Origin of the sequence: Pseudomyxococcus flavus (assembly GCF_050038885.1) — a bacterium.
In the GTDB taxonomy this organism is placed as follows: Bacteria; Myxococcota; Myxococcia; order Myxococcales; family Myxococcaceae; genus Myxococcus; species Myxococcus flavus.
In genome coordinates this window covers 249,772-274,163 of sequence record NZ_CP143624.1, presented here as the reverse complement: position 1 = coordinate 274,163, position 24,392 = coordinate 249,772, and the positions used below count along the sequence as shown (strand labels likewise).

Below are 24,392 nucleotides of genomic sequence, written 5' to 3'. Positions count from 1 at the left end.
GAACGTTCGGCCAGAATCCAGAATCCTGCATCACGCCGCGTGGAAAGGACCCTGGAGGCCGGGGCGCGCCTCAGTACCGGCCCGGCGGATCGCTGGCCGGGAAGGTCTCCAGCAGCTCCTCCTCGACGGCGTCCTGCGTCCTGTCGTTGCCGCCCGAGTTGACGCTGGCGTTGGTGGGCTGCTTCTCCGCCGCCGCGCCGCGCTTGCCGCCGCTGGCGGCGCGCTTTCGGCCCGTGCCCGCGCTGGAGACGTCCGCCAGGCGGGCGCCGAGCAGATTCTTCGCCCGCTCGGCGAGGTGGCGCTGCTCTTCCTGCCAGTCGCGGAAGAACTGCGCGAGCTCCGGGTCGCCGGTGTTCTCGGCATCCCGGATGTACGCCTCGCTCGTCGAGGCGCCCTTGAGGAGGTGATACAGGGCGCTGATGAGGTTGTACTGCGCGTCGCGGGTCCCCGTCTGTTGCTCTTCGCCTGCCATGCCGCCTCCCGTGGATGGATGAAGTGCCACGGGGAAAAGCTATGCATCGCCAGCCGGGGGCATCGGGCGGGGCGGCGGGCCGCCTGCCTGAGGTGCTCAGGCCTGGAGCATGGGCTCCAGGCGGCCCTCGGAGTCCAGGCGGGACAGGTCCGAGTAGCCGCCGACGTGCGTATCGCCAATGAAGATTTGCGGCACGGTGCGCTGGCCGCCGCTCATCTCCACGAGCTTCGCCCGCAGGTCGTCGTCTCCGGTGACGTCCACCTCTTCGTAATCCACGCCCTTGCGCTTGAGCAGGTCCTTGGCGCGGACGCAGTACCCACAGTAGGTGGTCGTATAGATCTTCACGGGCTTCACAGGTGTCTCCTCCTTCGTCTTCAGCAAATTAAGGGGCCGGGGGGCTTGCCGCCACCCGGCCCGCAAAGACGACGGCCCCCGGTTCCCCGAAAAGGGAGCCGGAGGCCGCGTTCAGGACGTCACCCCTGGCGGGTGCCGGGGTGAGGGGCTGACTACATGCCCATGCCGCCCATACCGCCCATGCCACCCATACCGCCCATGCCACCGCCGGCGGGGAGCTCCTTCTCCTCCTTCGGACGCTCCGCCACCATGGCCTCGGTGGTGAGCATCAGCGAGGACACGGACGCCGCGTTCTGCAGCGCGGTGCGGCTGACCTTGGCCGGGTCGATGACGCCGGCGGCCAGCAGGTCCTCGTAGGTGCCGGTGGCGGCGTTGAAGCCGAAGGGACCGGTGGCCTCCTTGACCTTGTTCACCACCACGCTGCCCTCCAGGCCGCCGTTGCCGACGATCTGGCGGAGGGGCTCCTCGAGCGCCCGGCGGATGATGTCCACGCCGAACTTCTCACCCGAGGACAGCTCCTGGCCGTCCAGCGCCTTGAGGCAGCGGATGTAGGCCACGCCGCCGCCCGGGACGACGCCCTCTTCCACGGCCGCGCGGGTCGCGTTGAGCGCGTCCTCGACGCGGGCCTTCTTCTCCTTCATCTCCGTCTCGGTGGCCGCGCCGACGTTGATGACGGCCACGCCGCCCACGAGCTTCGCCAGACGCTCCTGGAGCTTCTCGCGGTCGTAGTCGCTGGACGTCTCCTCGATCTGCGCGCGGATCTGCTTCACGCGCGCCTCGATGTCCTGCTGGCTGCCGGCACCGTCGACGATGGTGGTGTTGTCCTTGTCCACCGTGATGCGCTTGGCGCGGCCCAGGTCCTGGAGGGTGATGGTGTCCAGCTTGATGCCCAGGTCCTCGGCGATCATCCGGCCGCCCGTCAGGGTGGCGATGTCCTCGAGCATGGCCTTGCGGCGGTCACCGAAGCCCGGCGCCTTCACCGCGCACACGTTCAGCACGCCGCGGATCTTGTTGACCACCAGGGTGGCCAGGGCCTCGCCCTCGATGTCCTCGGCGATGATGAGCAGCGGCTTCCCGGCGCGCGCCACCTGCTCCAGGATGGGCAGCAGGTCCTTCATCGACGAGATCTTCTTCTCGTTGATGAGGATGAGGGCGTCGTTGAGGACGGCCTCCATGCGCTCCGGGTCCGTCACGAAGTACGGGGACAGGTAGCCGCGGTCGAACTGCATGCCCTCGACCACGTCCAGCGTCGTCTCGAGGCCCTTCGCCTCCTCGACGGTGATGACGCCTTCCTTGCCCACCTTCTCCATCGCGTCCGCGATGATGGTACCGATGGTCTCATCACCGTTGGCGGAGATGGTACCGACCTGGGCAATCTCCTTCTTGTCCTTGGTCGGCTTGGCCAGCTTCTTCAGCTCGGCGACGATGATGGCCACGGCCTTGTCGATGCCGCGCTTGATCTCCATCGGGTTGTGGCCCGCGGCGACCAGCTTCGCGCCCTCGCGGAAGATGGCCTGCGCCAGCACGGTGGCCGTGGTGGTGCCGTCACCGGCGACGTCAGACGTCTTGGAGGCAACCTCCTTGACCATCTGCGCGCCCATGTTCTCGAACTTGTTCTCGAGCTCGATCTCCTTGGCGACCGTCACACCATCCTTGGTGATGGTGGGCGAGCCAAAGCTCTTCTCGATGACGACGTTGCGGCCCTTGGGGCCCAGGGTGACCTTGACCGCGTCGGCCAGGATGTTGACGCCGCGGAGGATGGCCTCGCGCGCGCGCACGTCGAAAAGAATGTCCTTCGCCATGTGGGAAGTTCCTTGAAGGAAGGGTGGGAAGCCGGATTACTTCTCGATGACGCCGAGCACGTCCTCTTCACGGAGGATGAGGTGCTCCTCGCCGTCGAGCTTGATCTCGGTGCCCGCGTACTTGCTGAACAGGATGGTGTCGCCGGCCTTGATGTCCAGCGGACGGACCTTGCCGTCCTCCTGCACCTTGCCGTTGCCCACGGCGATGACCTTGCCCTCGAGGGGCTTCTCCTTCGCCGTGTCGGGGATGAAGAGGCCGCCCTTGGTCTTGTTCTCCTCGGCGACGCGCTTGACGATGAGCCGATCCTGCAGGGGACGAATCTTCATGGCCTGCTCCTTCGTGTTGTTTCCGGTGGGGTTTTTGATGGCCACCGGAAAGCTGCTTGGGGGTTGAAAAGGGCCTCGTGGCCCGTGGGATTAGCACTCGCACCTCATGAGTGCTAACGCCCAGGCGCGGCGGATAATAACCAGCGAAGTTGACCCGTCAAGCGACGCTGGCCGCGCGTGCCCGCACATGCCAACTGCGCGGCATTGCTGGGTTTTTCGCCCGTGCGGGGACCCTGGGGGCGCAGCGCCGGGCCGCGTGCCGGCGGGCCCCGGTTTGGCACTCGTGACACGCGAGTGCTAACGCAAGTGCCCGGAATCACTGGGGGTGGCTTTTGCCGCGCTTGCACCCGATTGCTACCCTTGTGGGGTCTCCTCCGGGCGACGTCCGCCCGGGGAATGACGGGAGGTGTCAATGAGTGGACTGGTGGCGTCCCTGTCTCTGAAGGAATTCTTCAAGTCTCTTCTGGGCGAGGTCACGGGGCGGCAGCGGGTGGAACTGGCGGAAGTGACGGAGTTCTACCTGGTGAACCTGCTGTCCGAGTTCGCCGTCACCGACAAGCTGTTCACCCGCGAGGAGGACGGGCGCAAGGACCACGAGCCGCTGGCCATCCTCTACCACCAGGCCCTGCAGCAGGAGCGCACCGAGCGCATCCGCACCCTGCGCCGGCTGGGCGACGTGTCGCTGTACACCGCCGGCTTCTTCTCCGGGGCGCTGCAGGGCGGGGCGGTGGGGCCGGACTACTACATCCAGATGGGCGGCACGGCGTACGGCCACGTGGCGGAGCTGACGCCGGCGACGGGCTTCGCGCAGGTGTACCGGGAGCTGTGCGAGAAGTTCCGCAGGGTGGTGGAGGTGCTGGAGGAGATCGCCGCCCGGGGCATGGTGCAGGCGGGGCCCAGCGGCGCGCTGAAGGTGTACGAGGCCTGGGTCCGCAGCGGGAACGACCGGCTGGAGCGCGTCCTGCTGGACGCGGGGATGATGCCGCGCCCCAAGGGGCAGCTCGCCAACTAGCCGGAGGCACGGATGATTGGCCGCGTTCAGGACCACCTGGAGGCCATCTACGGCTTCACGTGCGAGGCGAGGGCGGAGGTCTTCGTGGTGGACACGGAGGCCGCCGCGCGGCTGGGGGGCACCGGCCGCTCCGACGAGGAGCTGCTGGTGCACGAGGCCGGTGACGCGCTGGAGCTGGCCCTGTACCTGTCTCCGGCGCTGCTGGACCGGCTCAAGCCCTACGAGTCCGGGCCGCTGGGCTACGTGCTGGACACGGACCTGGCCGGCTACTGCCAGCTGGCCGAGGGCGTGAGCCACTTCCTCTACGTGGCGCACACGGCGGCCCATGGCCGGACGGTGTCGCTGCTGGAGCTGGAGGCCCAGGCGGAGGTGGACAAGTTCGCCGTGTGCCTGCTGCACCGGTGGGGCGAGGGCGTGGGGGCCTGGGCGCAGGAGCTGCTCCAGCGCCTCTTCGACCGGGTGTCCTACCGCAAGCAGCTGTCCGCCCAGGAGCGCTGGCGGTACGAGGAGGCCAACCGCCTGTCACGCCGCTTCTGCGCGCGGCTGATGGGCCATGTCGCCGCCAGACGGCTCGACCGACTCCTGGGAGACCTGCGCTACGCCTACCGGCTGGGGGCCGAGGCCAAGCTGCGTCATTTCGCGCACGGCGGGTGAGCACCTTTCCCGCGGCATCGGGTAGGGTGGGCAGGTATGCCACGCGAGGCGTCCGCAGGCGGTGTCGTCATCCGGGAGAATGCCGGCCATTGGGAGGTGGCCGTCATCCGTCCCCATGGGCGGCTCTTGTGGGCGCTGCCGAAGGGGCACGTGGACCCGGGCGAGACGCCGGAGCAGACGGCGTGCCGCGAGGTGCGCGAGGAGACGGGCCTCATCGTGTCGCTGATGGCCCCGCTGGGCGAGATTCGCTACGTGTACCAGTTCCGCGGACAGCGCATCTTCAAGCGCGTCCACTTCTTCCTGTTCCGTTATCAGGAGGGGGACCTGGGGCCGCTGCCGGGGCCGCGCATCGAGGTGGACGAGGTGCGCTGGGTGCCGGTGGGCCAGCTGGTGCCGCTCTTGGGCTACAAGGGTGAGAAGGCCGTCGCCTCGCGGGCGATGCGCTGGCTGCGCGCCCAGGGCCTGATACCCGAAGCCCCTTCCCCGGCGAGCGTGGCCGGCAAGGAAGGGGCTTGAGGGAGACCGCGAGAGGCTGACTACTTGGCCTCTTCGCCGGTGTACTTGCCGGACAGCGCCTCGCGCACGTCGCGGTCGAACTTCACGCGGCCGGTGGCCACCTCGCGCAGGGACAGCACGGGGGGCTTGTTCTTGGACTGCTCGATGATGGGGCGGGCCCCCGCCATCAGCTGCCGCGCACGCTTGGCGCCGAGCAGCACCAGCGCGAACCGGTTGTCGACGAGGGGGAGGCAGTCTTCGACGGTAACGCGAGCCATGGAACGTCCTTCGGAATTCGGTGGAGCTACTGGAAGCCTGTGAACCTAAAGAGCACCCTCCGGCGAGTCAAGGAAGGACGCACCGGCGGGATGCCGGGCGGACAGGCGCTCCGCGCTCAGGTGTACCACCACGCCCAGAGGATGAGGACGCCCTGGAGGGGCAGCCGCAGCCAGAGCAGGGCGGGGTGAATCTTCCGGAAGCGCTCCGGGTGCTGGGCCATGTAGAGGTTGGCCGGCAGGACGGCGATGAACAGGACCATGAGCCCCCAGGCGGCCAGTCGGCTCGTCTGGGGGATGACCAGGCCCACGCCCAGCAGCACCTCCGCCACGCCGCTCCAGAACACCGCCGGCCCGTGCCACGGCAGGTACGGGGGCATGGTGCGCTGGTACATCTGCGGGACGCGGAAGTGGTTCAGCCCCGCGCCCACCATCAGCAGGGCCAGCACGTACTGGAGGACGCCCTTCGCACCGCTCAAGTGGCCGCGAACGCCGCGCCGACGATGGCGCGCGCCTCCTCGAGGATGGCCTGGAGGTGCGCTTCGTCGCGGAAGCTCTCCGCGTAGATTTTGTAGACGTCCTCGGTGCCGGAAGGCCGCGCGGCGAACCAGCCGTTCTCCGCCACCACCTTCAGCCCGCCGATGTCCGCGTCGTTCCCGGGGGCGCGCGTGAGGCGCTGGAGGATGGGCTCTCCCGCCAGCGTGGTGGCCTTCACCGCGTCCGGAGACAGCTTCTTCAGCGCCGCCTTCTGCGCGGCGGTGGCCGGCTGGTCGATGCGCGTGTAGTGCGGCGCGCCGAACTTCGCCGCCAGCGCCTGGTAGTGCTCGCCGGGGTCCTTGCCGGTGCGCGCGAGGATTTCCACCGACAGCAGGTCCAGGATGATGCCGTCCTTGTCCGTGGTCCACACCGTGCCATCGCGGCGGAGGAAGGACGCGCCGGCGCTCTCCTCGCCGCCGAAGCCGAGCGAGCCGTCCAGCAGCCCGTCCACGAACCACTTGAAGCCCACCGGCACCTCGACGACGCGGCGGCCCAGGTCCTTCGCCACGCGGTCGATGAGGCTGCTGCTCACCAGCGTCTTGCCCACCGCCGTGCCGGGCTTCCACCCGGGCCGGTTGCGGTAGAGGTAGTCGATGGCGACGGCCAGGTAGTAGTTCGGGTTCATCAGCCCCAGGCTGCGGGTGACGATGCCGTGCCGGTCCGAGTCCGCGTCGTTGCCGAAGGCGATGTCATACGCGTCCTTGAGCCGCACCAGGTTCGCCATGGCGTAGGGCGACGAGCAGTCCATGCGAATCTTCCCGTCGTGGTCCAGCGGCATGAACCGGAACGTCGGGTCCACCGTGGGGTTCACCACGTGCAGGTCGAGCCCGTAGCGCGTGGCGATGGGCTCCCAGAAGCCGACGTTGGAGCCCCCCAGCGGGTCCGCGCCGATGCGCAGCTTCGCGCCGCGCAGGGCCTCCATGTCGATGACGCTCCCCAGGTCCTCCACGTACGGGGTGATGAAGTCGTGCGGCTGCACCGTGGGCGCGGTGCGCGCGCGCTCGTAGGGGATGCGCTGCACCCCGGCGTTGCCCCCACCGAGCAGCGCGTTGGCGCGCTTCTCGATGACGGAGGTGACGTTCGTGTCGGCGGGGCCGCCGTTGGGCGGGTTGTACTTGATGCCGCCGTCCTCGGGCGGGTTGTGGGACGGGGTGATGACGATGCCGTCCGCGAGCCCCGCCGTACGGCCGCGGTTGTAGGTGAGGATGGCGTGGGAGATGACGGGCGTGGGCGTGGCGCCGTCCGTGAAACGCACCTGCACGCCGTTGGCGGCGAGCACCTCCAGCGCCGTCTGCTGCGCGGGGGCGGAGAGGGCGTGGGTGTCCATGCCCAGGAAGAGCGGCCCGTCGATGCCCTGCTGCTGGCGGTACTCGCAGATGGCCTGCGTCACCGCGAGGATGTGGCCTTCGTTGAAGCTGCTCCGCGCGGAGGAGCCGCGGTGGCCGGAGGTGCCGAAGGCGACACGCTGCTCCGGCACGCCCACGTCGGGCCTGCCGGAGAAGTACGCGGCGCGCAGCTTCTCGGGGTCGATGAGGAAGTCTTCCGGTGGGGGTTTGCCAGCAAGCGGGTGTGCCATGGCCGCGCACCATAGCCACGCCGCGCGGTGCATGGCTCACCGATTGTGCCGAGCGTGCACCGCGTTACATCCGCGCCTGACCTGCCCGTCGGCGGGGGCGGACCGTCAGCGGGCCACCGCCACCGAGCTCGAGGAGGACTCCGACTGCGGTGGGGCCTCGGGCGGGGGCGCGTCCTCGGCCGGGGTGGCCGCGTTCTCCGGGAGGAAGGCGAGCAGCACCAGCGCCGGAACGGCGAGCAGCACCGTGCCGGCGAAGAAGGTGGGCCAGCCCAGCGACTCGGCCAGGTAGCCGGACGTGGCGGAGATGAGGCGGTTGGCCACCGTGCCCAGCGCCGACAACAGCGCATACTGCGTGGCGCTGAAGCTCTTGTGGCACAGCGACATCAGGTAGGCCGCGAACGCCGTCACCGCCAGGCCGCCGCAGAGGTTGTCCACGGTGATGGTGGCCGCCAGCATCAGGTCATTCTTCCCCACCAGCGACAGCCCCAGGAACATCAGGTTGGTGAGGGCCTGCGCCGCGCCGAAGATGAAGAGGCTGCGCCGGGTGCCCAGCTTCACCATCACCACGCCGGCCAGCAGCCCGCCGGCGATGGTGGACACCATGCCCAGGCCCTTGCTGAGCGCGCCAATCTCCGTGTTGGAGAACCCCAGCTCCTTGTAGAAGGGCGTCACCATGCCCGCGGCGATGGCATCCCCCAGCTTGTAGAGCACCAGGAACATCAGGACGGGGATGGCGCCCTGGCGTGTGAAGTACTCCACGAAGGGCTTCACCACCGCGTCCGTGAGGTTGCGCGGGGGACGGGTGCCCTGGGGCTCCGGCGCCAGCAGCGTGGCCACCACGCCCACGGCCATCAGCAGGCCCATGATGAAGTACGTGCGCGACCAGCCGACCACGTCGGACAAGGTCAGCGCCAGGGCGCCCGCGGTGAGCATCCCCAGCCGGTAGCCGGTGACGTAGGTGGAGTTGCCGAGCCCGCGCTCCTCCGCGGTGAGGATGTCCGTGCGCCACGCGTCCGCGACGATGTCCTGGCTGGCGGACAGGAACGTCACCAGCACCGCCATGGCGGCCATGGCCACCGGGGTCTCCCGGGGGTTCAAGAGGCCCATGGCGGCGATGGCGCCCATGAGCAGCACCTGCGTCACCAGCATCCAGCCCCGCCGCCGACCCAGGAAGGGCAGGGTGTAGCGGTCCATCAGCGGCGCCCAGAGCACCTTGAAGGTGTAGGGCATGCTCACCAGCGCGAAGACGCCAATCGTCTTCAGGTTGACGCCCTCGTCCTTCATCCACGCCGACAGCGTGACGCCCGTCAACCACAGGGGCAGGCCGGAGGCGAAACCCACGGCCACGAGCAGCCAGATGCGCGGGCTCTTGAGAACGGCGAGGATGGACGGTTTGGACATGGAGCGCGCCGGAGAACAGTGGCCAGCATAGAGAATCCACCCCGCGCGTCACCATTCATGCGCGGGAATGTCCGCTCGGCCGCTTTCCTGGCCGTCCAGCGAGTGTGAGGAGGCGGGGCAGGGGCCTCATGGCTTCAAGAGCACCCAGTGTGTCTGCTCGCCGGGGACCTCCAGCGGAGCCATCCGCGTCACCTCGCCGTCGGCCTTCACGAAGGCGCGCCGGGCGGCCTCCACCAGCGTGTCCACGGGGAGGGGCTCGTCGCTGAGGACCAGGACGACGCGCTCCGCACCGGAGCCGGTGAGCTCCCAGCCACCCGGCAGCCACTGCTGCGCGATGCCGGGCTCCACCGGGGCGCTGGCGCCGGCCTCGGGGTGCAGCGGCGTCACCTCGCCAATGGCGTCCACCGACAGCGCGGCCACATAGCGGTGCGTCCCGGCCCGATAGCCCAGCATCACCCGCTCGCCCGGCTCCAGCGGCTCGGGCGTCCCGGGCGTCGCCTCGCGCTGCGGCCCCAGGCCTCCGCCGATGCGCAGCTCCGCCGCCGGGCCGCCGCTGAGTCGCTTGAGGCCCTCGGCCACGCCAGACGCCGGCCCCGACGCCAGCAGCGGGCGCACCAGCACCACCACCAGCACCGATGCGGCGATGGCCACCGACGTCGCCATCCAGCGGCGCGGCGGCGGGCGCGCGGCGTCCTGGCGACGCTGCCGCTCCAGGGCGCGCTCCACGCCGGCATCGAAGCGCGCCTGGGCGTCCTCGAGCGCGCGCAGCGCCTGGGCGCAGGTGTCACAGGTGGCCGCATGGGCCTGCACGCGTGCGGCCTCGGCGGCGGCCAGCTCTCCGGCGCGCAGCCGGCGCAGGGTCCGTTCCGATTCGTGCGCGCTCATGGAACCTTCAGCTCCTCTCCGCCCAGCGCGGCGAAGGGCTCCAGCCGCTGACGGAGGGCGCGCACCGGCTCACCGAGTGGCGCGGCTACGTCTTCCCGTGTCATCCCGCCAGCGGGGACGTGGACGGCGGCCGCTTGCGTCTCCGCGTCCACGCGCCCCAGCAGCCGGCGCACCAGGTCCCGCGTCTCCATGGCGCCCTGGCTGACTCGGCCCTCGGGACGGGCGGCGACGTCCCGCTCGAACCCCTGGCGCCGGTCTGGCCGTGGACCGCCGGGGAGGACCTGGAGGGCTGGCCTGCTCGTTCCCGTCACGTGGCGCAGACTACGCACGCGTCCCAGCGTGGAGTAGACGGCCATGCCGAAGTTTCCACAGGCGCTCACTGTCTTGCCTCTCAGGGCCGGGTTGGAGATGTCCTCGACGAGGCCGAGCACGCTCGCACCGAGGCGCCCACTCCGTTCGTCGCATTTGACACAGCCCGCGAACAGCGCCGCGACACACCGCAGGCGCTTGCGCGGCAGCGTCCACGTCCCCTTCAAGCGGCCGCCAGCGGGACGTGCAGCGGCGTGCCTGCCTTCATGGGCACAGCACGGCCGGAAAACAGAAAAGGCGCCCGCCGGGTGCGTGAAACGGCGTGAATCCCGATGCTTGTAGGTTGGTTGCCCGCTCCCCAGGCATCTATTCCCGGCGGGCAGACGGCCGAAATTCGCAGTCCCTACCTTTCGGCCATGGAAAAGAGACACCCCAACCATCCCGGCGAGATGGGTACGGACGCGAAGCTGGCCGAGCGTGAGCGAGCCCCGGACGAAATCAACGCCCGGGCCAGGGCCGTCGGGCTGTTGCTCGACGCCGGGGTGCCCTTCGTGGTGGGCGGCGCCTACGCCTATGCCACGTACACCGGCATCTATCGCGACACGAAGGACCTGGACCTGTTCCCTCGCAAGGCGGACGCGCTCCGGGCGCTCCAGGTGCTGGAGAAAGACGGCTGGCGCACCGAACGCGCGGACGAGGTGTGGCTCTACAAGGCCTACAAGGGCGACTACTTCGTCGACTTCATCTTCTCGTCCGGCAACGGCGTGGCGGTGGTGGATGACGAGTGGTTCGAGCACGCGCCGCGCGCCACCATCTTCGGCCACGAGTGCCTGGTGGCGCCCGCCGAGGAGATGATCTGGTCCAAGGCCTTCGTGAACGAGCGCGAGCGGTATGACGGCTCGGACGTCAACCACCTCTTGCTCAAGGCGGGCCGGAACATGGACTGGGAGCGGCTGATGCGCCGCTTCGACCGGTACTGGGAGGTGCTGCTGAGCCACCTGATGATGTTCCGCTTCGCCTATCCGTCCGAGCGGGACGTCATTCCAGAGTGGGTGATGGCGGAGCTGATGAGCCGCACGCTCCACACGCTCCGCGAGGGGCGGTGGGAAGAGAAGCTGTGCCGCGGCAACCTGATTTCCCGGGTGAACTATCACGTGGACATCCACCACTGGGGCTTCGGGGACGGGAGGTCCTGGGACGAGAACGAACGACAGCGGGGGGACGAGCGTGGCGCGCGATCCGAGCTCGAAAATTCGGTTGGCGGCGGTCGGTGACTTGCACTGCCGGGAGGACCACCACGGACGCTTCCGGCAGCTCGTCAAGCAGGTGAACGCCTCGGCGGACCTGCTCGTGCTGTGCGGCGACCTCACCGACAGGGGCATGGTCGAGGAGGGCCGGGTGCTGGCCGAAGAGCTCTCCGCCCTCCGGGTGCCGTGCGTGGCGGTGCTGGGCAACCATGACTACGAGCACAACCAGGTGAAGGACATCTGCGGCGAGCTGGCCAAGGTGGGCGTCCACGTGTTGGATGGCGACCACTTCATCTTCGAGAAGGTGCTGGGCGTGGCCGGCGTGAAGGGCTTTGGCGGAGGCTTCGGCAACGCCACGCTCCAGGCCTTCGGCGAGGCCCAGACGAAGGGCTTCGTGCAGGAGGCCGTCACGGAGTCGCTCAAGCTGGAAGCCGCGCTGAGCCACCTCGACGTGGAGAAGAAGGTGGTCATCATGCACTACGCCCCGGTGCCGGAGACGCTGGAGGGAGAGAACATCGAGATTCGCCCCTTCCTGGGGACCAGCCGGCTGTCCATGCCCATTGACCACTACGGCGCCGAGGCGGTGTTTCACGGGCACGCCCACCACGGCGCCCGCCATGGCAAGACGAAGAGCGGCATCCCCGTCTACAACGTGGCCATGCCCCTGCTGACGAAGCACACCCCGGACCAGCGCTTCGTCCTGCTCGAGGTGTAGCTGCCCCGCGGTGCAACACAGTGTCAATTGTCCGACAAGGTGTCGCCTGACCGGTGGGTGGAGGCCAGAGGACCCGGGAGGCATGTGGTACGCGGGAGCCGTTGCGTCGACCCCCGCTACCGGACGCGTCTCAACATGACAGGTGTTCTCCAGTGCCTCGAGGGTGGCTTGGCTGGCTGCTCGTGCCGTCGCGGAAGTGAGCGTGCCCACCAGGGCAAGCAGGAGCTGCGATGAAGCCCGCGGCCCCCCGTGTCAATCGCTTCGGCCCTCCGCTGCCGCCGACGACGCTCGGGGGCTTCGTCCTGGCGGCGCTGGCGGTGCTGGTCATCGCCGTCCTCTCCTACCAGTCGCTGGAGACGCGAACGGAAGCGGTGGAGATGGTCCGCCACACCATGGAGGTGGACGCGCGCCTCAAGACGCTCCTGTCCACGGTGAAGGACGCGGAGACGAGCCAGCGCGGCTTCCTGCTGACGAGCGAGGACCGATACCTGGAGCCCTTCGTCGATGCCAGCCGCCTGCTGCCCCGCCAGCTGGAGCAACTCCAGGAGTTGCTGGCCGAGAACGACCTCCAGACGCGGCGCCTGGGGATGTTGAACGCGCTCATCACCGAGAAGCTCGCGGAGATTCGGAAGACCATCGACCTGAAGCAGTCGGGGCAGCCCGATGCCGCGCTGGCCATGGTCCGGACCGACGAGGGCATCGAGCTGATGAGCCGCATCCGCACGCTCATCGAGCAGATGGAGAATGACGAGCGGCGGCTGCTGGAGATGCGCAACAGCGACTTCCAGCGCGCGGCGACCGCGTCGCTCACCGTCACCTGGTTGGGCTCGGCGCTGTTGCTCGTGCTCATCGCCATCGCGGCCTACATGACGTCGCGTGAGTTCCGGGCGCGCTCCATCCAGGCGTGGATTCAGCAAGGGCAGTCGCTGCTGAACGCGGCCATGCAGGGCGAGCAGCGCCTGGAGCAGCTCGGAGACAACGTCCTGCGCCTCCTGGCGGAGTACCTGGATGCCCAGGTGGGTGCCATCTACCTGGCGGACGGCGCCCACCGCTTCCGGCGCTTCGGCGGTTACGCGCTGCCCGCGTCCTTCCCGGCCTCGGGCGCCGAGCTCCAGCCGGGGGAGGGGCTGGTGGGGCAGGCGCTCAAGCAGCGCCGCGTCTTCCATGTCCGGGACGTCCCGGAGGGCTACCTGCCCGTCAGCTCCAGCCTGGGGCAGGGCACGCCGCGGCACCTGCTGGTGGCGCCCGCCCATGTGGACGGGAAGGTCAACGCCGTGGTGGAGCTGGGCTTCCTCCATCCCGTGCACCCCTCGGATCTGGAGCTGCTCGAGCGGATGGCCGAGTCCGTGGGCATCGCGGTGCGCACCTCGCATGACCGCACCCGGCTGGAGGAGCTGCTGGAGGAGACGCAGCGCCAGGCCGAGGAACTGCAAGCCCAGCAGGAGGAGCTGCGCGTCTCCAACGAGGAGATTGAAGAGCAGAGCCGCATCCTGAAGGAGTCCCAGGTACGGCTGGAGGCGCAGCAGGCGGAGCTGGAGCAGACCAACGCCCAGCTGGAGGAGCAGACGCAGCTGCTGGAGAACCAGAAGGACGTGCTCACGCGCGCCCAGGCGGAGCTGACGGAGAAGGCCGAGGAGCTGGCGCGGACCAGCCGCTACAAGTCCGAGTTCCTGGCCAACATGAGCCACGAGCTGCGCACGCCGCTCAACAGCTCGCTCATCCTCGCCAAGCTGCTGGCCGACAACAAGGACGGCAACCTCACCGAGGAGCAGGTGCGCTTCGCGCAGACCATCTCCGCTGCGGGCAATGACCTGCTCGCGCTCATCAACGACATCCTGGACCTGTCCCGCATCGAGGCGGGCAAGGTGGACATCGTCCCCGAGCAGGTGAACCTGTCGCGCTTCGTGGAGAACCTGACCCGCACCTTCCAGGTGCTGGCGCAGGAGAAGGGCATTGGCTTCACCACCCACGTGGACCCGGCGGCACCCGCCACGCTGGAGACGGACCCCCAGCGGCTGGGACAGGTGCTGAAGAACCTGCTCTCCAACGCCCTCAAGTTCACCGAGAAGGGCGCGGTGTCCCTCCACGTCCTCCCCGCGGGCCCGGAGCGCCTGGCGTTCTCCGTCACGGACACGGGCATCGGCATCCCCGCCCACCTCCAGGGGCTCATCTTCGAGGCCTTCCGGCAGGCGGACGGCAGCACCCACCGGAAGTACGGGGGCTCGGGGCTGGGCCTGTCCATCTCCCGCGACCTGGCGAAGCTGCTGGGCGGAGACGTGTCGCTGGAGAGCACGCCCGGCAAGGGCAGCACCTTCACCGTGACGGTGCCGGTGGCGCTCACCGGTGCCGCGACGGTGGCCCACGAGCCCGAGCGACCCGTCCGGCCCGCAGTGACGCCGCCGGTGGCCGCCGCGCCTGCCCCGTCCCATGCGCCGCTCTCGGCCTTCGTGGACGACGACCGGGCGCAGCTCAGCCCGGACGCGCGCGTCATCCTCGTCGTCGAGGACGACCGCCGCTTCGCCCTCATTCTCAGGGACCTGGCGCGGGAGCTGGGCTTCCTGGCCGTCGTCACCGACAACGGGGGAGACGCCTACCGGGCCGCGGTGGACTTCCAGCCGAGCGCCATCCTGCTGGACATGAACCTGCCGGACCACTCGGGGCTGGCCGTGCTGGACCAGCTCAAGCGCAACGCGAGGACGCGACACATCCCGGTCCACGTCATCTCCGTGGCGGACCACACGCGCGAGGCGCTGGAGCTGGGTGCCGTGGGGTACGCGCTCAAGCCGGTGCAGCGCGAGCAGCTCATGGAGGCGGTGCGCAAGCTGGAGACGAAGTTCTCCCCGGGTGTACGCCGGGTGCTGGTGGTGGAGGACGACGCCCGCCAGCGCGAGAGCATCCAGCACCTGCTGGAGAGCGAGGAGGTGGGCATCGTCGGGGTGGCCACCGCGGGCGAGGCGCTGGTGAAGCTGCGGGAGAGCACCTTCGACTGCATGGTGATGGACCTCAACCTGCCGGACCTCAGCGGCTACGAGCTGCTCGAGCAGATGGCGGCGCTGGAGCACGTCTCCTTCCCGCCCGTCATCGTCTACACGGGGCGCTCGCTGACGCGCGACGAGGAGCAGCGGCTGCGGCGCTTCTCCAAGTCCATCATCATCAAGGGCGCGCGTTCACCCGAGCGCCTGCTGGATGAGGTGACGCTCTTCCTCCACCAGGTCGAGGCCCGGATGCCGCCGGAGCGGCAGCGCATGCTGCAGGTGGCTCGCGACCGCGAGGCGGCGCTGGAGGGCCGGCGCATCCTCGTGGTGGAGGACGACGTGCGGAACATCTTCGCGCTCTCCAGCGTGCTGGAGCCGCGGGGCGCGAAGGTGGAGATTGCCCGCAACGGAAAGGAGGCGCTGGAGCGCCTGACGCGGAGCCTCGCCCAGCCATCGCTGACGGTGGACCTGGTGCTGATGGACATCATGATGCCGGAGATGGACGGGCTGACGGCCATGCGCGAAATCCGCAAGCGCAGCGAATGGCACAAGCTGCCCATCATCGCCCTGACGGCGAAGGCGATGCGGGACGACCAGGAGAAGTGCCTGGCCGCGGGGGCCAACGACTACATCGCCAAGCCGCTGGACGTGGAGAAGCTCTTGTCGCTCATCCGCGTCTGGATGCCCAAGGCCTAGGGACGCGGGCGCCGCATGGTCTCCAAGGACCTGGACATCGAGCTGAGGCTGTTGCTCGACGCCATCTACCTGAAGTACCACTACGACTTCCGTGGCTACGCCATGGCCTCGCTCAAGCGGCGCATGGCGCTGGCCGCGGACCGCTTCGGCTGCCGCACGCTGTCCCAGCTCCAGGACCGCATCCTCCACGAGCCAGCCCTGTTCCCGGAGTTGCTCAACTACCTCACCGTGCAGGTGAGCGAGATGTTCCGGGACCCGTCCTACTTCCGTTCGCTGCGTGAGAGCGTCGTCCCGCTGCTCCGCACCTATCCGTCCCTCAAGGTCTGGGTGGCGGGGTGCAGCACCGGCGAGGAGGTCTACTCACTGGCCATCCTGCTGCGTGAAGAGGGGCTGCTGGAGCGCACGCTCATCTACGCGACGGACATCAACACCCAGGCGCTCCAGAAGGCGGAGGCGGGGGTCTATGCCGTCGACCGCATCGCCGCCTTCACGCAGAACCACAGCCAGTCCGGCGGTCATGCCTCGCTCTCCGAGTACTACACGGCCGCCTACGGACACGCGGTCTTCGACCGCTCCCTGAAGAAGCACATCGTCTTCTCGGACCACAGCCTCGCCACGGACAGCGTCTTCGCGGAGGTCCAGCTGCTGTCCTGTCGCAACGTCCTCATCTACTTCAACCGCGAGCTGCAGGAGCGGGCCCTCGGGCTGTTCAAGGACTCCCTCTGCCGCAAGGGCTTCCTCGGCCTGGGCGCCCGCGAGTCCTTGCGTTTCTCCCAACATGCGTCGGCGTTCTCCTCCCTCGTCTGGGAGGACCGCATCTTCCAGAAAGTGTAGGGCGTTCGTGGACTTCGAAAGCCCCACCGGCATCCAGCCCGCCAGCCTCGCAGGCCGCATCGACGCGGTGGTGGTGGGGGCTTCCGCGGGAGGCGTGGAGGCGCTGGGGCTGGTGCTGCCCTCGCTGCCCCGGCAGTTCCGTCCCGCCGTGCTCGTGGTCATCCACCAGCCGAGGGAGCGGCGCAGCCTGCTGGTCGACATCTTCTCGGCCCGGTGCGCGCTGCCCGTCCGCGAGGCCCAGGACAAGGAACCGGTGCTCCCGGGCACCCTCTACTTCGCGCCCCCGGACTATCACCTGCTGGTGGACGACGGGCCCTCGCTGGCCCTCTCGGTGGATGAGCCGGTGCTCTTCTCCCGGCCCTCCATCGATGTGCTCTTCGAGTCCGCCGCGGATACCTACGGCCACCGGCTGGCGGGGTTCGTGCTCACCGGGGCGAACTCGGATGGCGCGCGCGGGCTGGCGGCGATCCGCCAGGCGGGCGGGGTGACGGTGGTGCAGCGTCCGGACACCGCCCAGGTCGCCATCATGCCCGCCGCGGCGCTGGCGCGAGGGCCGGCCGATTTCGTCCTATCGCTCGAACAGATGGCCCACCTGCTGCGGATGCTGGGAGGTGGGCATGCAGGCTGACGCTTCCGGGAAGGAGTTTGCTTCCATGACGCCACGGGTGAAATGCCTCCTCGTCGATGACCTCGAGGAGAACCTCATCGCGCTCGGAGCGCTGTTGCGCCGAGAGGACGTGGAGGTGCTCCAGGCCCGCTCGGGCGCGCAGGCCCTGGAGCTGCTGCTCGAGCACGAGGACGTCGCGCTCGCGTTCCTCGACGTGCAGATGCCGGAGATGGACGGCTTCGAGCTGGCGGAGCTGATGCGCGGCTCGGAGCGCACGCGCCACATCCCCATCATCTTCGTCACCGCGGGCGCCCACGACCAGCGGCGGCGCTTCAAGGGATACGACGCGGGCGCGGTGGACTTCCTCTACAAGCCGCTGGAGCCGCACGTCTTGCGGAACAAGGCGGAGGTCTTCTTCCAGCTGCACCGGCAGAAGCAGCAGCTGGCCCGGCAGCTGGATGAGCTGACGGAGACGCTGCGCCTCAACGAGATGTTCACGGCCGTGCTGGGCCATGACCTGCGCAACCCCCTGAGCGCCATCCTGACGGCGGCGGACCTGCTCTACCGGCGCACGGAGGACCCGGCGGTGCGCAAGAGCGCCAGCCGCATGCTGACGAGCGGCAAGCGCATGGGGCGGATGATCGAGGACGTCCTCGACCTGGCGCGGGCCCGGCTCGCGGGCGGCATTCCCCTGCGCCGCGGCGAGACGGACTTCGGCCAGCTCGTCCGGCGCATGGTGCAGGAGCACCAGACGGCGTTTCCCCAGCACTCCATCGAGCTCGTGCAGGAGGGCGATGTGGTGGGGGACTGGGACTCGGACCGTCTCGCGCAGGTCGCCTCGAATCTCATTGGCAACGCGCTCCAGCATGGGGACGCCAGCGAGGCCGTGCAGCTGCGCCTCGATGGCACGCACGGGGACGCCGTCTCCTTCTCCGTGTCCAACGTGGGCGTGATTCCCACCGAGCTGCAGCCCTTCCTCTTCGACCCCTTTCGCCGAGGGAATCAGCAGCGGGGCCGTACCGGGGGCCTGGGGCTGGGGCTCTACATCGTCCAGCAGATTGTCCAGGCACACCACGGCAGCGTGGAGGTGGAGTCTGGCTCCGGCCGGTACACGACCTTCCGTGTCGTCCTGCCGCGCCGAGGAACGGAGGTCATCAAGCTCTGAGCCCGGCCAGCGCGATGCCCGGCTTGCCGGGACATCTGGGGGAGGCTCACGGAGCCGGTTCGGTCCCCGCGCGCTCCTTCGGCGCCTCGGGGGCTGCCTCCAGCAGGTCCTCTGCCCGGGTGGGGAGCACCAGCCGCGACTCGGGCACCAGGAGGACATCGGTTCCGGAGCCCCGGGCGTACAGCGTGCCGGGCTCGTCAGGGACTTCATCGCCCAAGGAGAGCCGAGCCAACTCCTTCCCGTCCGCGCCAAGCAGCACGACGCCTCGGGACGCAGGCGTCACGCCGTACCGTGCCCAGTTCTTCGGGTTCGCCTCCCCAAGGCCCGTCGCCTTCACGGTGTCCAGCGTGCGGAGCAGGGAGGCGAGCTTGAAGTGTTGCGCCTTGCCTCGCCGCGGGGACTCCATGTCCCAGTGTCCGGTGCCTTCGTCTCCTCCCGTGGTGCTCACCACGGTGATGGCGGGGGCGCCTCCTCCGGGATGGAACTCGATGCGGCGGACGTCCTTGCGCCGGAAGTCCAGGACGCGTCGGTCCTTCAACTCCCGGAGGCTGACGTCCAGCACGGACAGGGCGTCCTCGGCCACTTCGCCCAGCAGGGCCTGCGCTCCCTGCTCACGCAAGGCGTAGGCGCGCACGGCGCCTTCGGCCGTCACGCGGGACATCCGCACCCGCACCGGTTCGCCCGAGCCCCCGGTGAAGCGCGCGTCCACGTCGGGCGATTCCAGTCCGAGCCGCTTCCGGACGTCGGGGCCATCCTCGGGGAATGACAGCGCCCGTTGTTCCACCAGCGCCTTCACGAGGTCCGAGACACGCGACGCGTCCGCGCGGGCCTTCACCGGTGCGACCAGCCGCCAGCCCACGCCGTCCGCTTCGCGCTCCAGCTGGTACGTGTTCTGGCCCGCCGTCACGGCGATGCCCTTCAGGGTTCGCTCGTCCAGTGGCCCCAGCAGTTCCTTGGAGCGCAGGGCGAAGGTGTCCCGGTCCAGGGCCCAGCGGACCGTGCCCGCGGCGGCATAGACTGTCGGCTCCCCATCGCGGCGCACGTAGACGGAGCCGTCGTACGTGTTCTCATGGCCGCCATGCAGCGTCACCGTGCGTTGGCGTGAGGCGTCCTGCGCTCCACCGCCCCGCGCGTCGGGCACGTAGGCCCGGGCCGTGACGGTGAAGACGGGGGGCTTCAGCCCGTAGGCGTCCAGGTCGGCGTCGCTGGGGGCGTCCTTCACGGTGGCGCTGAACTTCGCGGACGTGAGCGTGTCGATGAGGGTCTCCACCACGGCGGCCTCCGCCCGAGCGGACACGGGCGCCGTCACCCTCCACGTGCCGTCCTGCTCGCGAGCCAGCTCCGTGGTGACGCCGCGGGCACGCACCGTCAGGTGGGTGAAGACCGGCTTCACCTGCGCGCCGTTCTCGCCACCCGGCGCATTCGCTTCATCCGTGACGAAGAGCTTCGGGGCCGCCGCCTGCGCCCGGGCCTCGCGCGTGTCGGACGTCCGCTCTCCGGAACAGGCGGCGAGCCCGAGGCACGCCGTGACGGTGACCGCGAGCGAACGCCGGCGCCACTTCCAGCGGGCCGGCCTCACTTGTTGCGCCTCGCCAGCCAGATGGCCAGCCCGATACCCAGCAGGGACAGCGGCAGCAGGTCGGTGGTGACGAAGCGGATGCCCCGGAGCGTCGCCGCGTCGAGCTCCAGGGTGGACACCTCGCGGTCCGGCGGGCGGATGGTGATTTTCGTGAGCTGGTTGGACGCCCAGCCCAGCGCATTCATCACCAGGTTGCGGTTGGGCTCATGGCCCCAGTTCGGGTCCAGGAGGAGCTCCGAGTCGCCCATCACCACGAGCCGCGCCTCGTCGAAGCGCTTGCCCGGGGCGTCCCGGGTGTCGCGCGTCACGGCGGCCACGAGCACCAGCTGCCCCGTCTTCTCTCCATCCGAGGGCAGCGCGTTCTCCTCCGGCGTGGTCTCCACCCAGCCGTGCTGCGAGGTGAGCACCACCGGCTGCACCTGGACGCCCGGCGCCAGCCCCAGGCGCAGCAGGGACAGGCTGCGGGACGTCGGGAACTCCACGTTGAGGCCCTGCTGGCGCAGCGGCCGGCCAATCTCGTGCTCGCTGTAGAAGAGCGACAGCACCACGAAGGGGTTGCCGCTGTTGAACTGCGCGTCCGCGACGATGCCCTCGTCCACCTGCACGCCGTACTCCGACAGCAGCGCGTCCAGCCCGTCGCGGAGCCCGGCATCGGCGAAGTAGAGCAGGCGCCCGCCCGAGGCGAGATAGCGCCGGAGCGAGTCCCTCTCGGGGGCCACGAAGGGTGCTCGGGCGCCCGCGATGATGACCAGCGCGGCATCCCCCGGCACGTCCGGGACGCCGGCCAGGTTGAGCGGCTCGGCGGTGTAGCCCTCCTGCAGCAGCTGACGCCGGAGCTCGGAGAGGCTGGCGCCCGGGTCGTTGGCCGGGGCCTGCTCCTTGTCGAGCGGCCACTCGCCGTGACCGGTGGTGAAGTAGACCTTCTGCGTGCCCACCGCGTTCAGCTTGATGAGCGCGTGCGTCAGCTCCTGCTCGGACACGGTGTGGAGCGTCGTGTGGACGGCCTGCTCGCCTTCGCCGCGCGCCAGCACCACCGCCGTCTGGCCCTCGCGGAGCTGGTACTTCGCGGCCAGGTCCGGGCTGCGGCGCGGGTCCTTGAAGGTGTACTCGAAGCGCTCCGGTGCCTCGGCGCGGTAGAGCTGGAAGAGCGCCTCCACCTGGGCGTAGTGGGGATGCGCCGGGGTGATGAAGCCGATGGCGCGCACCGTGTCGGGCATGGCCGCCAGCGTGGCGGTCGTCTGGGGCGCGAGCGTGTGGATTCGCGCCTGCGTCAAATCCCACCGCCGGTTCTGCTTGAAGGCCACGTAGTTCACCGCCACCAGGCCGGCGAGCACGCCCAGGGTGGTGAGCGCCGCGGTGGCGAAGGCCGTCCCCGACTTGCGGGTGGCGAACTGGTTGAGCTGCTGGACGTTCGTGGCGGCGTAGATGCCCAGCAGCACCAGGCCCACGCCGGCCTTCACCGCGGCGGCGACGTGGCTGTCCGAGGTGACGAGCAGGGTGAAGGGGCTCGACAGCAGCAGCAGCAGGCCGACGGCACCCAGGACCTTTCCGAGGTTGGCGGTCTTCATGTCAGGCCCACCGCCGCGCTTCCACCGTGCGGTGGGTGAGGAACAGGGAGAAGATGATGACCGAGGCGAAGAACACCAGCGACTGGAGCTCCAGCACGCCCTTGAGCATGCCCTGGAGCTGGAGGTCGCAGGAGACGTAGGTGAGGGCGGAGCGCAGCGGCTCGTCCGCGCGGCGGGCCAGCTGGCCCAGCAGCATCCACGCCAGCAGCGTGCAGAAGGTGAGGAAGGCCGCCAGCATCTGGCTCTCCGTCAGCGCGGAGATGAACAGGCCCACGGCCATGCAGGTGGCGCCCCAGAGCAGCAGCGCGCCGTAGCCCAGCAGCACGGTGGACCACTCCAGCGCGAGCCCGGACTCGCTGCGGCCGAACATGGACAGCACCACGGGGAAGACGAGGGTGAGCCCCAGCGTGGCGGAGATGACGCCCAGGCCCCCCAGGTACTTGCCCAGCACGATTTCGATGGGGCGCACCGGGGCCGTCATCAGCAGCTCGAAGGTGCGGTTGCGCTTCTCCTCCGCGAACAGCCGCATGGACAGGAAGGGCGTGACGACCAGGGTGATGACGAGCACGCTGCCCCAGAGCTCCACCACCACCCCGTCCGTGAGGTTGCGGTACATGTTGAAGTCCGGCGACATCTGCGACCAGCCCACCCGGCGGGCCACGGCCTGGACCTCGTTGAAGCCCTGCAGCAGGTCGGTGAAGTAGAAAGCCGTCAGCGCCACCATCGCCGTGAAGACGGCGTACGCCCACGGCGTGGTGAAGTAGACGGACAGTTCCTTGCGGGCAATCGCCAGGGCGGTGCGCATGGAGTCGGGGGCCTCGAAGGGGGCCGCGCTCAGGCGGCGGTCAGCTTGATGAAGACTTCTTCCAGCGACGCGCTCTCCGCCTGGCCATGGATGCGGGCCAGCTGGTGGATGTCGTCGTAGGCGGCCATCTTCCCCTGGTGGATGATGAGGACCTTCTCGCAGGTCATCGTCACCTCCGGGAGGATGTGCGTGGAGAGGATGACGGTGTGCTTGCCGGCCAGGCCCTTGATGAGGGCGCGCAGCTCGGCGCGCTGCGCGGGGTCCAGCCCCTCGGTGGGCTCGTCCAGGATGAGCACCGGCGGTGAGCCGAGCAGCGCCTGCGCGATGCCCACGCGCTGCTTGTAGCCCTTGGACAGGTTCTGGATGACGCGGTCCATGACGTGCGTCACGCCCATGAGGCTGGCGACCCGCTCCAGCTCGTCCTTGAGCGCGCGCCCCGTCAGCCCCTTCAGCGCGGCGACGAAGCGCAGGTAGCCCCGGACCGTCATCTCCACGTAGAGCGGCGGCATCTCCGGCAGGTACCCGATGCGGCGCTTCACCTCGAGCGGCTGCGCCTCCACGTCATAGCCCCCGACGCGGACCACCCCCTCCGACGGAGGCAGGAAGCCGGTGAGGATTTTCATGGTGGTGGACTTGCCAGCGCCGTTGGGGCCGAGGAAGCCGAGAATCTGCCCCTCCTCGACCTGGAAGGTGAGGTCGTCCACGGCCACCCGGTCTCGGTATCGCTTGGTGAGGTGCTGAACCTCAATCATCGGCATGGGGGCGGTATTTAAACCGACATCCGGTTGTCAAGGCGACACTGACTCCGGGTGTAGGCGCCGCTCGTCGGCTGGCCGGACTTCTGCAAGAAGGGGGCTCGGTGTGGTTTTCCGGACACACCGAACAGGAGTAGTGAGTCCCCTATGCCAATCGTCGTCCAGAAGTACGGCGGCTCGTCGGTCGCCGGCGTGGAGAAGCTTCGCAAGGTCGCCCAGCGGGTGAAGGAGAAGCGCGAGGCGGGCTATCAGGTGGTCGTCGTGGTGAGCGCCATGGGCGACACCACCGACGAGCTGCTGGCCCTGGCCAAGGGCGTGTCGCCGGACCCGCCGCGCCGCGAGCTGGACATGCTGCTCACTTGCGGCGAGCGCATCTCCATGGCGCTGCTCTCCATGGCGCTCCAGGAGCTGGGCGTGCCGGCCATCAGCTTCACCGGCAGCCAGAGCGGCATCATCACCACGGACGCGCATTCGCAGGCGCGCATCGTGGAGGTGCGCCCCTTCCGCATCCACGACGAGCTGGGGCGGGGCAAGGTGGTGATTGTCGCCGGCTACCAGGGGGTCTCCTTCAAGAAGGAGGTCACCACGCTGGGGCGGGGTGGCTCGGACACGACGGCGGTGGCGCTGGCGGCGGCGTTGGAGGCGGAGGCGTGTGAAATCTACTCGGACGTGGACGGCGTGTTCAGCGCGGACCCCCGCGTGGTGCCGGACGCGCGCAAGCTGGAGTCGTTGAGCTACGACGAGATGCAGGAGCTGGCGAGCGCGGGCGCCAAGGTGCTCAACGCGCAGGCGGTGGAGTGGGCGAAGGCGCGCGGCATCACGATCCTGGCCCGCACGGCCCATGGCCAGGGGACGGGGACGGCGGTGCAGGAGCTGGCCGTGCCCACGGAGAACCGGCTCAAGGGCGTCACCGCCGACGCGGAGATGGCGGTGCTCACCGCGGCCGAGCCCGTCCGGCTCGCCGAGCTCCTGGAGTTCCTCGACGCGCGCGCGGTGCGGGGCCGGACGCTGGACTTCGAAGGGCCGTCGGGCGGGCCGCGCAGGACGGCCATCGCCATCCCGCTGGCGGACGTCCACGGGCCGGACGCCCTGCGCCGCGAGCTGGCCACGCGCTTCGGGGACGCCGTGTCGTGGCGCGAGGACCTGGGCACCGTCACCTGCGTGGGGGTGGGGCTGAACGCGGACTGGGCGCCGCTGCGCCGGGCCCTGGCGGCCGCCGAGGAGCTGGGCGCCCCCGTCCATGCGGCCCACACATCGCCCTTGCAGCTCACGCTGCTGGTGGACCGGACGCACCTGAAGGCGCTGACGGCACGGCTGCACCGGGAGCTCCTCGGACGGTAGGAACTT

The 24,392-nt window shown here is 69.5% G+C and carries 24 protein-coding genes; 10 read left to right on the top strand and 14 right to left on the bottom strand.

Annotated elements, in window-relative coordinates; genetic code table 11:
* Positions 1–70: 70 nt before the first annotated feature.
* The 4 genes from VZL07_RS01020 to groES all read right to left on the bottom strand — a co-directional run bounded on the left by VZL07_RS01020 (position 71) and on the right by groES (position 2,955).
* The gene (locus tag VZL07_RS01020; protein WP_426753435.1) at positions 71–472 is read right to left on the bottom strand and encodes a hypothetical protein; all 402 of its coding nucleotides are present in this window, start codon (positions 470–472) and stop codon (positions 71–73) included.
* A 96-nt stretch (positions 473–568) separates the two neighbouring features.
* The gene (grxC, locus tag VZL07_RS01015; RefSeq protein WP_426753434.1) at positions 569–826 is read right to left on the bottom strand and encodes a glutaredoxin 3; all 258 of its coding nucleotides are present in this window, start codon (positions 824–826) and stop codon (positions 569–571) included.
* Between the two features lie 152 nt (positions 827–978).
* Positions 979–2,628: a chaperonin GroEL gene (groL, locus tag VZL07_RS01010; RefSeq protein WP_426753433.1), complete on the bottom strand. Its 1,650-nt coding sequence runs from the start codon at positions 2,626–2,628 to the stop codon at positions 979–981.
* Between the two features lie 36 nt (positions 2,629–2,664).
* Entirely contained in the window at positions 2,665–2,955 is a 291-nt protein-coding gene (gene groES / locus VZL07_RS01005) for a co-chaperone GroES (RefSeq protein WP_002640434.1), read from the bottom strand.
* 412 nt (positions 2,956–3,367) lie between these two features.
* Here groES and VZL07_RS01000 point away from each other — a divergent pair, with 412 nt between their 5' ends.
* From VZL07_RS01000 to VZL07_RS00990, 3 genes are read left to right on the top strand one after another with little or no spacing between them, the layout of a single operon-like run.
* Complete coding sequence (locus VZL07_RS01000) at positions 3,368–3,967, top strand: hypothetical protein (RefSeq protein WP_426753432.1); 600 nt, start codon at positions 3,368–3,370, stop codon at positions 3,965–3,967.
* A 12-nt stretch (positions 3,968–3,979) separates the two neighbouring features.
* Entirely contained in the window at positions 3,980–4,621 is a 642-nt protein-coding gene (locus tag VZL07_RS00995; RefSeq protein WP_426753431.1) for a hypothetical protein, read from the top strand.
* A gap of 36 nt (positions 4,622–4,657) precedes the next feature.
* A complete protein-coding gene (locus VZL07_RS00990) occupies positions 4,658–5,137 on the top strand; it encodes an NUDIX hydrolase (protein WP_426753430.1) in 480 nt (159 codons plus the stop codon).
* Positions 5,138–5,157: 20 nt separating this feature from the next.
* Here VZL07_RS00990 and rpoZ read toward each other — a convergent pair whose 3' ends face one another.
* The 6 genes from rpoZ to VZL07_RS00960 form a co-directional block, all read right to left on the bottom strand.
* On the bottom strand, positions 5,158–5,394 hold the full coding sequence (gene rpoZ / locus VZL07_RS00985) for a DNA-directed RNA polymerase subunit omega (RefSeq protein ID WP_426753429.1): 237 nt from the start codon (positions 5,392–5,394) through the stop codon (positions 5,158–5,160).
* 116 nt (positions 5,395–5,510) lie between these two features.
* Entirely contained in the window at positions 5,511–5,870 is a 360-nt protein-coding gene (locus VZL07_RS00980; protein WP_426753428.1) for a DoxX family protein, read from the bottom strand.
* The gene (gene pgm / locus VZL07_RS00975) at positions 5,867–7,504 is read right to left on the bottom strand and encodes a phosphoglucomutase (alpha-D-glucose-1,6-bisphosphate-dependent) (RefSeq protein WP_426753427.1); all 1,638 of its coding nucleotides are present in this window, start codon (positions 7,502–7,504) and stop codon (positions 5,867–5,869) included. Before pgm ends, VZL07_RS00980 begins: the two co-directional genes overlap by 4 nt.
* Before the next feature lie 105 nt (positions 7,505–7,609).
* Positions 7,610–8,905, bottom strand: a complete 1,296-nt coding sequence (locus VZL07_RS00970) for an AmpG family muropeptide MFS transporter (protein WP_426753426.1) — start codon at positions 8,903–8,905, stop codon at positions 7,610–7,612.
* Positions 8,906–9,031: 126 nt separating this feature from the next.
* On the bottom strand, positions 9,032–9,790 hold the full coding sequence (locus VZL07_RS00965) for an ACP synthase (protein WP_426753425.1): 759 nt from the start codon (positions 9,788–9,790) through the stop codon (positions 9,032–9,034).
* Entirely contained in the window at positions 9,787–10,326 is a 540-nt protein-coding gene (locus VZL07_RS00960; RefSeq protein ID WP_426753424.1) for a hypothetical protein, read from the bottom strand. The genes VZL07_RS00965 and VZL07_RS00960 overlap by 4 nt, the downstream gene beginning before the upstream one ends.
* 189 nt (positions 10,327–10,515) lie before the next feature.
* Here VZL07_RS00960 and VZL07_RS00955 point away from each other — a divergent pair, with 189 nt between their 5' ends.
* The 6 genes from VZL07_RS00955 (at position 10,516) to VZL07_RS00930 (ending at position 18,338) form a co-directional block, all read left to right on the top strand.
* Complete coding sequence (locus tag VZL07_RS00955; protein WP_426753423.1) at positions 10,516–11,373, top strand: nucleotidyltransferase; 858 nt, start codon at positions 10,516–10,518, stop codon at positions 11,371–11,373.
* Positions 11,357–12,061 carry a metallophosphoesterase family protein gene (locus VZL07_RS00950; RefSeq protein ID WP_426753422.1) on the top strand — a complete coding sequence of 235 codons (705 nt, stop codon included), beginning with the start codon at positions 11,357–11,359 and terminating at the stop codon, positions 12,059–12,061. Before VZL07_RS00955 ends, VZL07_RS00950 begins: the two co-directional genes overlap by 17 nt.
* A gap of 230 nt (positions 12,062–12,291) precedes the next feature.
* A complete protein-coding gene (locus tag VZL07_RS00945) occupies positions 12,292–15,732 on the top strand; it encodes a response regulator (RefSeq protein WP_426753421.1) in 3,441 nt (1,146 codons plus the stop codon).
* Between the two features lie 15 nt (positions 15,733–15,747).
* Complete coding sequence (locus tag VZL07_RS00940) at positions 15,748–16,566, top strand: CheR family methyltransferase (RefSeq protein ID WP_426753420.1); 819 nt, start codon at positions 15,748–15,750, stop codon at positions 16,564–16,566.
* A gap of 7 nt (positions 16,567–16,573) precedes the next feature.
* Positions 16,574–17,194, top strand: a complete 621-nt coding sequence (locus VZL07_RS00935; RefSeq protein WP_426753419.1) for a chemotaxis protein CheB — start codon at positions 16,574–16,576, stop codon at positions 17,192–17,194.
* A 25-nt stretch (positions 17,195–17,219) separates the two neighbouring features.
* The gene (locus VZL07_RS00930; protein WP_426753418.1) at positions 17,220–18,338 is read left to right on the top strand and encodes a hybrid sensor histidine kinase/response regulator; all 1,119 of its coding nucleotides are present in this window, start codon (positions 17,220–17,222) and stop codon (positions 18,336–18,338) included.
* Between the two features lie 46 nt (positions 18,339–18,384).
* Here the strand turns inward: VZL07_RS00930 and VZL07_RS00925 are convergent, their stop codons facing one another.
* The 4 genes from VZL07_RS00925 to VZL07_RS00910 are packed head-to-tail and all read right to left on the bottom strand — an operon-like array spanning position 18,385 to position 23,042.
* Entirely contained in the window at positions 18,385–19,917 is a 1,533-nt protein-coding gene (locus tag VZL07_RS00925) for a DUF4340 domain-containing protein (RefSeq protein WP_426753417.1), read from the bottom strand.
* On the bottom strand, positions 19,914–21,485 hold the full coding sequence (locus tag VZL07_RS00920) for a GldG family protein (RefSeq protein WP_426753416.1): 1,572 nt from the start codon (positions 21,483–21,485) through the stop codon (positions 19,914–19,916). Before VZL07_RS00920 ends, VZL07_RS00925 begins: the two co-directional genes overlap by 4 nt.
* Position 21,486: 1 nt before the next feature.
* The gene (locus VZL07_RS00915) at positions 21,487–22,290 is read right to left on the bottom strand and encodes an ABC transporter permease (RefSeq protein WP_426753415.1); all 804 of its coding nucleotides are present in this window, start codon (positions 22,288–22,290) and stop codon (positions 21,487–21,489) included.
* A 29-nt stretch (positions 22,291–22,319) separates the two neighbouring features.
* On the bottom strand, positions 22,320–23,042 hold the full coding sequence (locus VZL07_RS00910) for an ABC transporter ATP-binding protein (protein WP_426757213.1): 723 nt from the start codon (positions 23,040–23,042) through the stop codon (positions 22,320–22,322).
* A 150-nt stretch (positions 23,043–23,192) separates the two neighbouring features.
* On the opposite strand from VZL07_RS00910, the gene VZL07_RS00905 reads away from it, so the two are divergent.
* Positions 23,193–24,386: an aspartate kinase gene (locus VZL07_RS00905; protein ID WP_426753414.1), complete on the top strand. Its 1,194-nt coding sequence runs from the start codon at positions 23,193–23,195 to the stop codon at positions 24,384–24,386.
* The last annotated feature ends 6 nt before the right edge of the window (positions 24,387–24,392 follow it).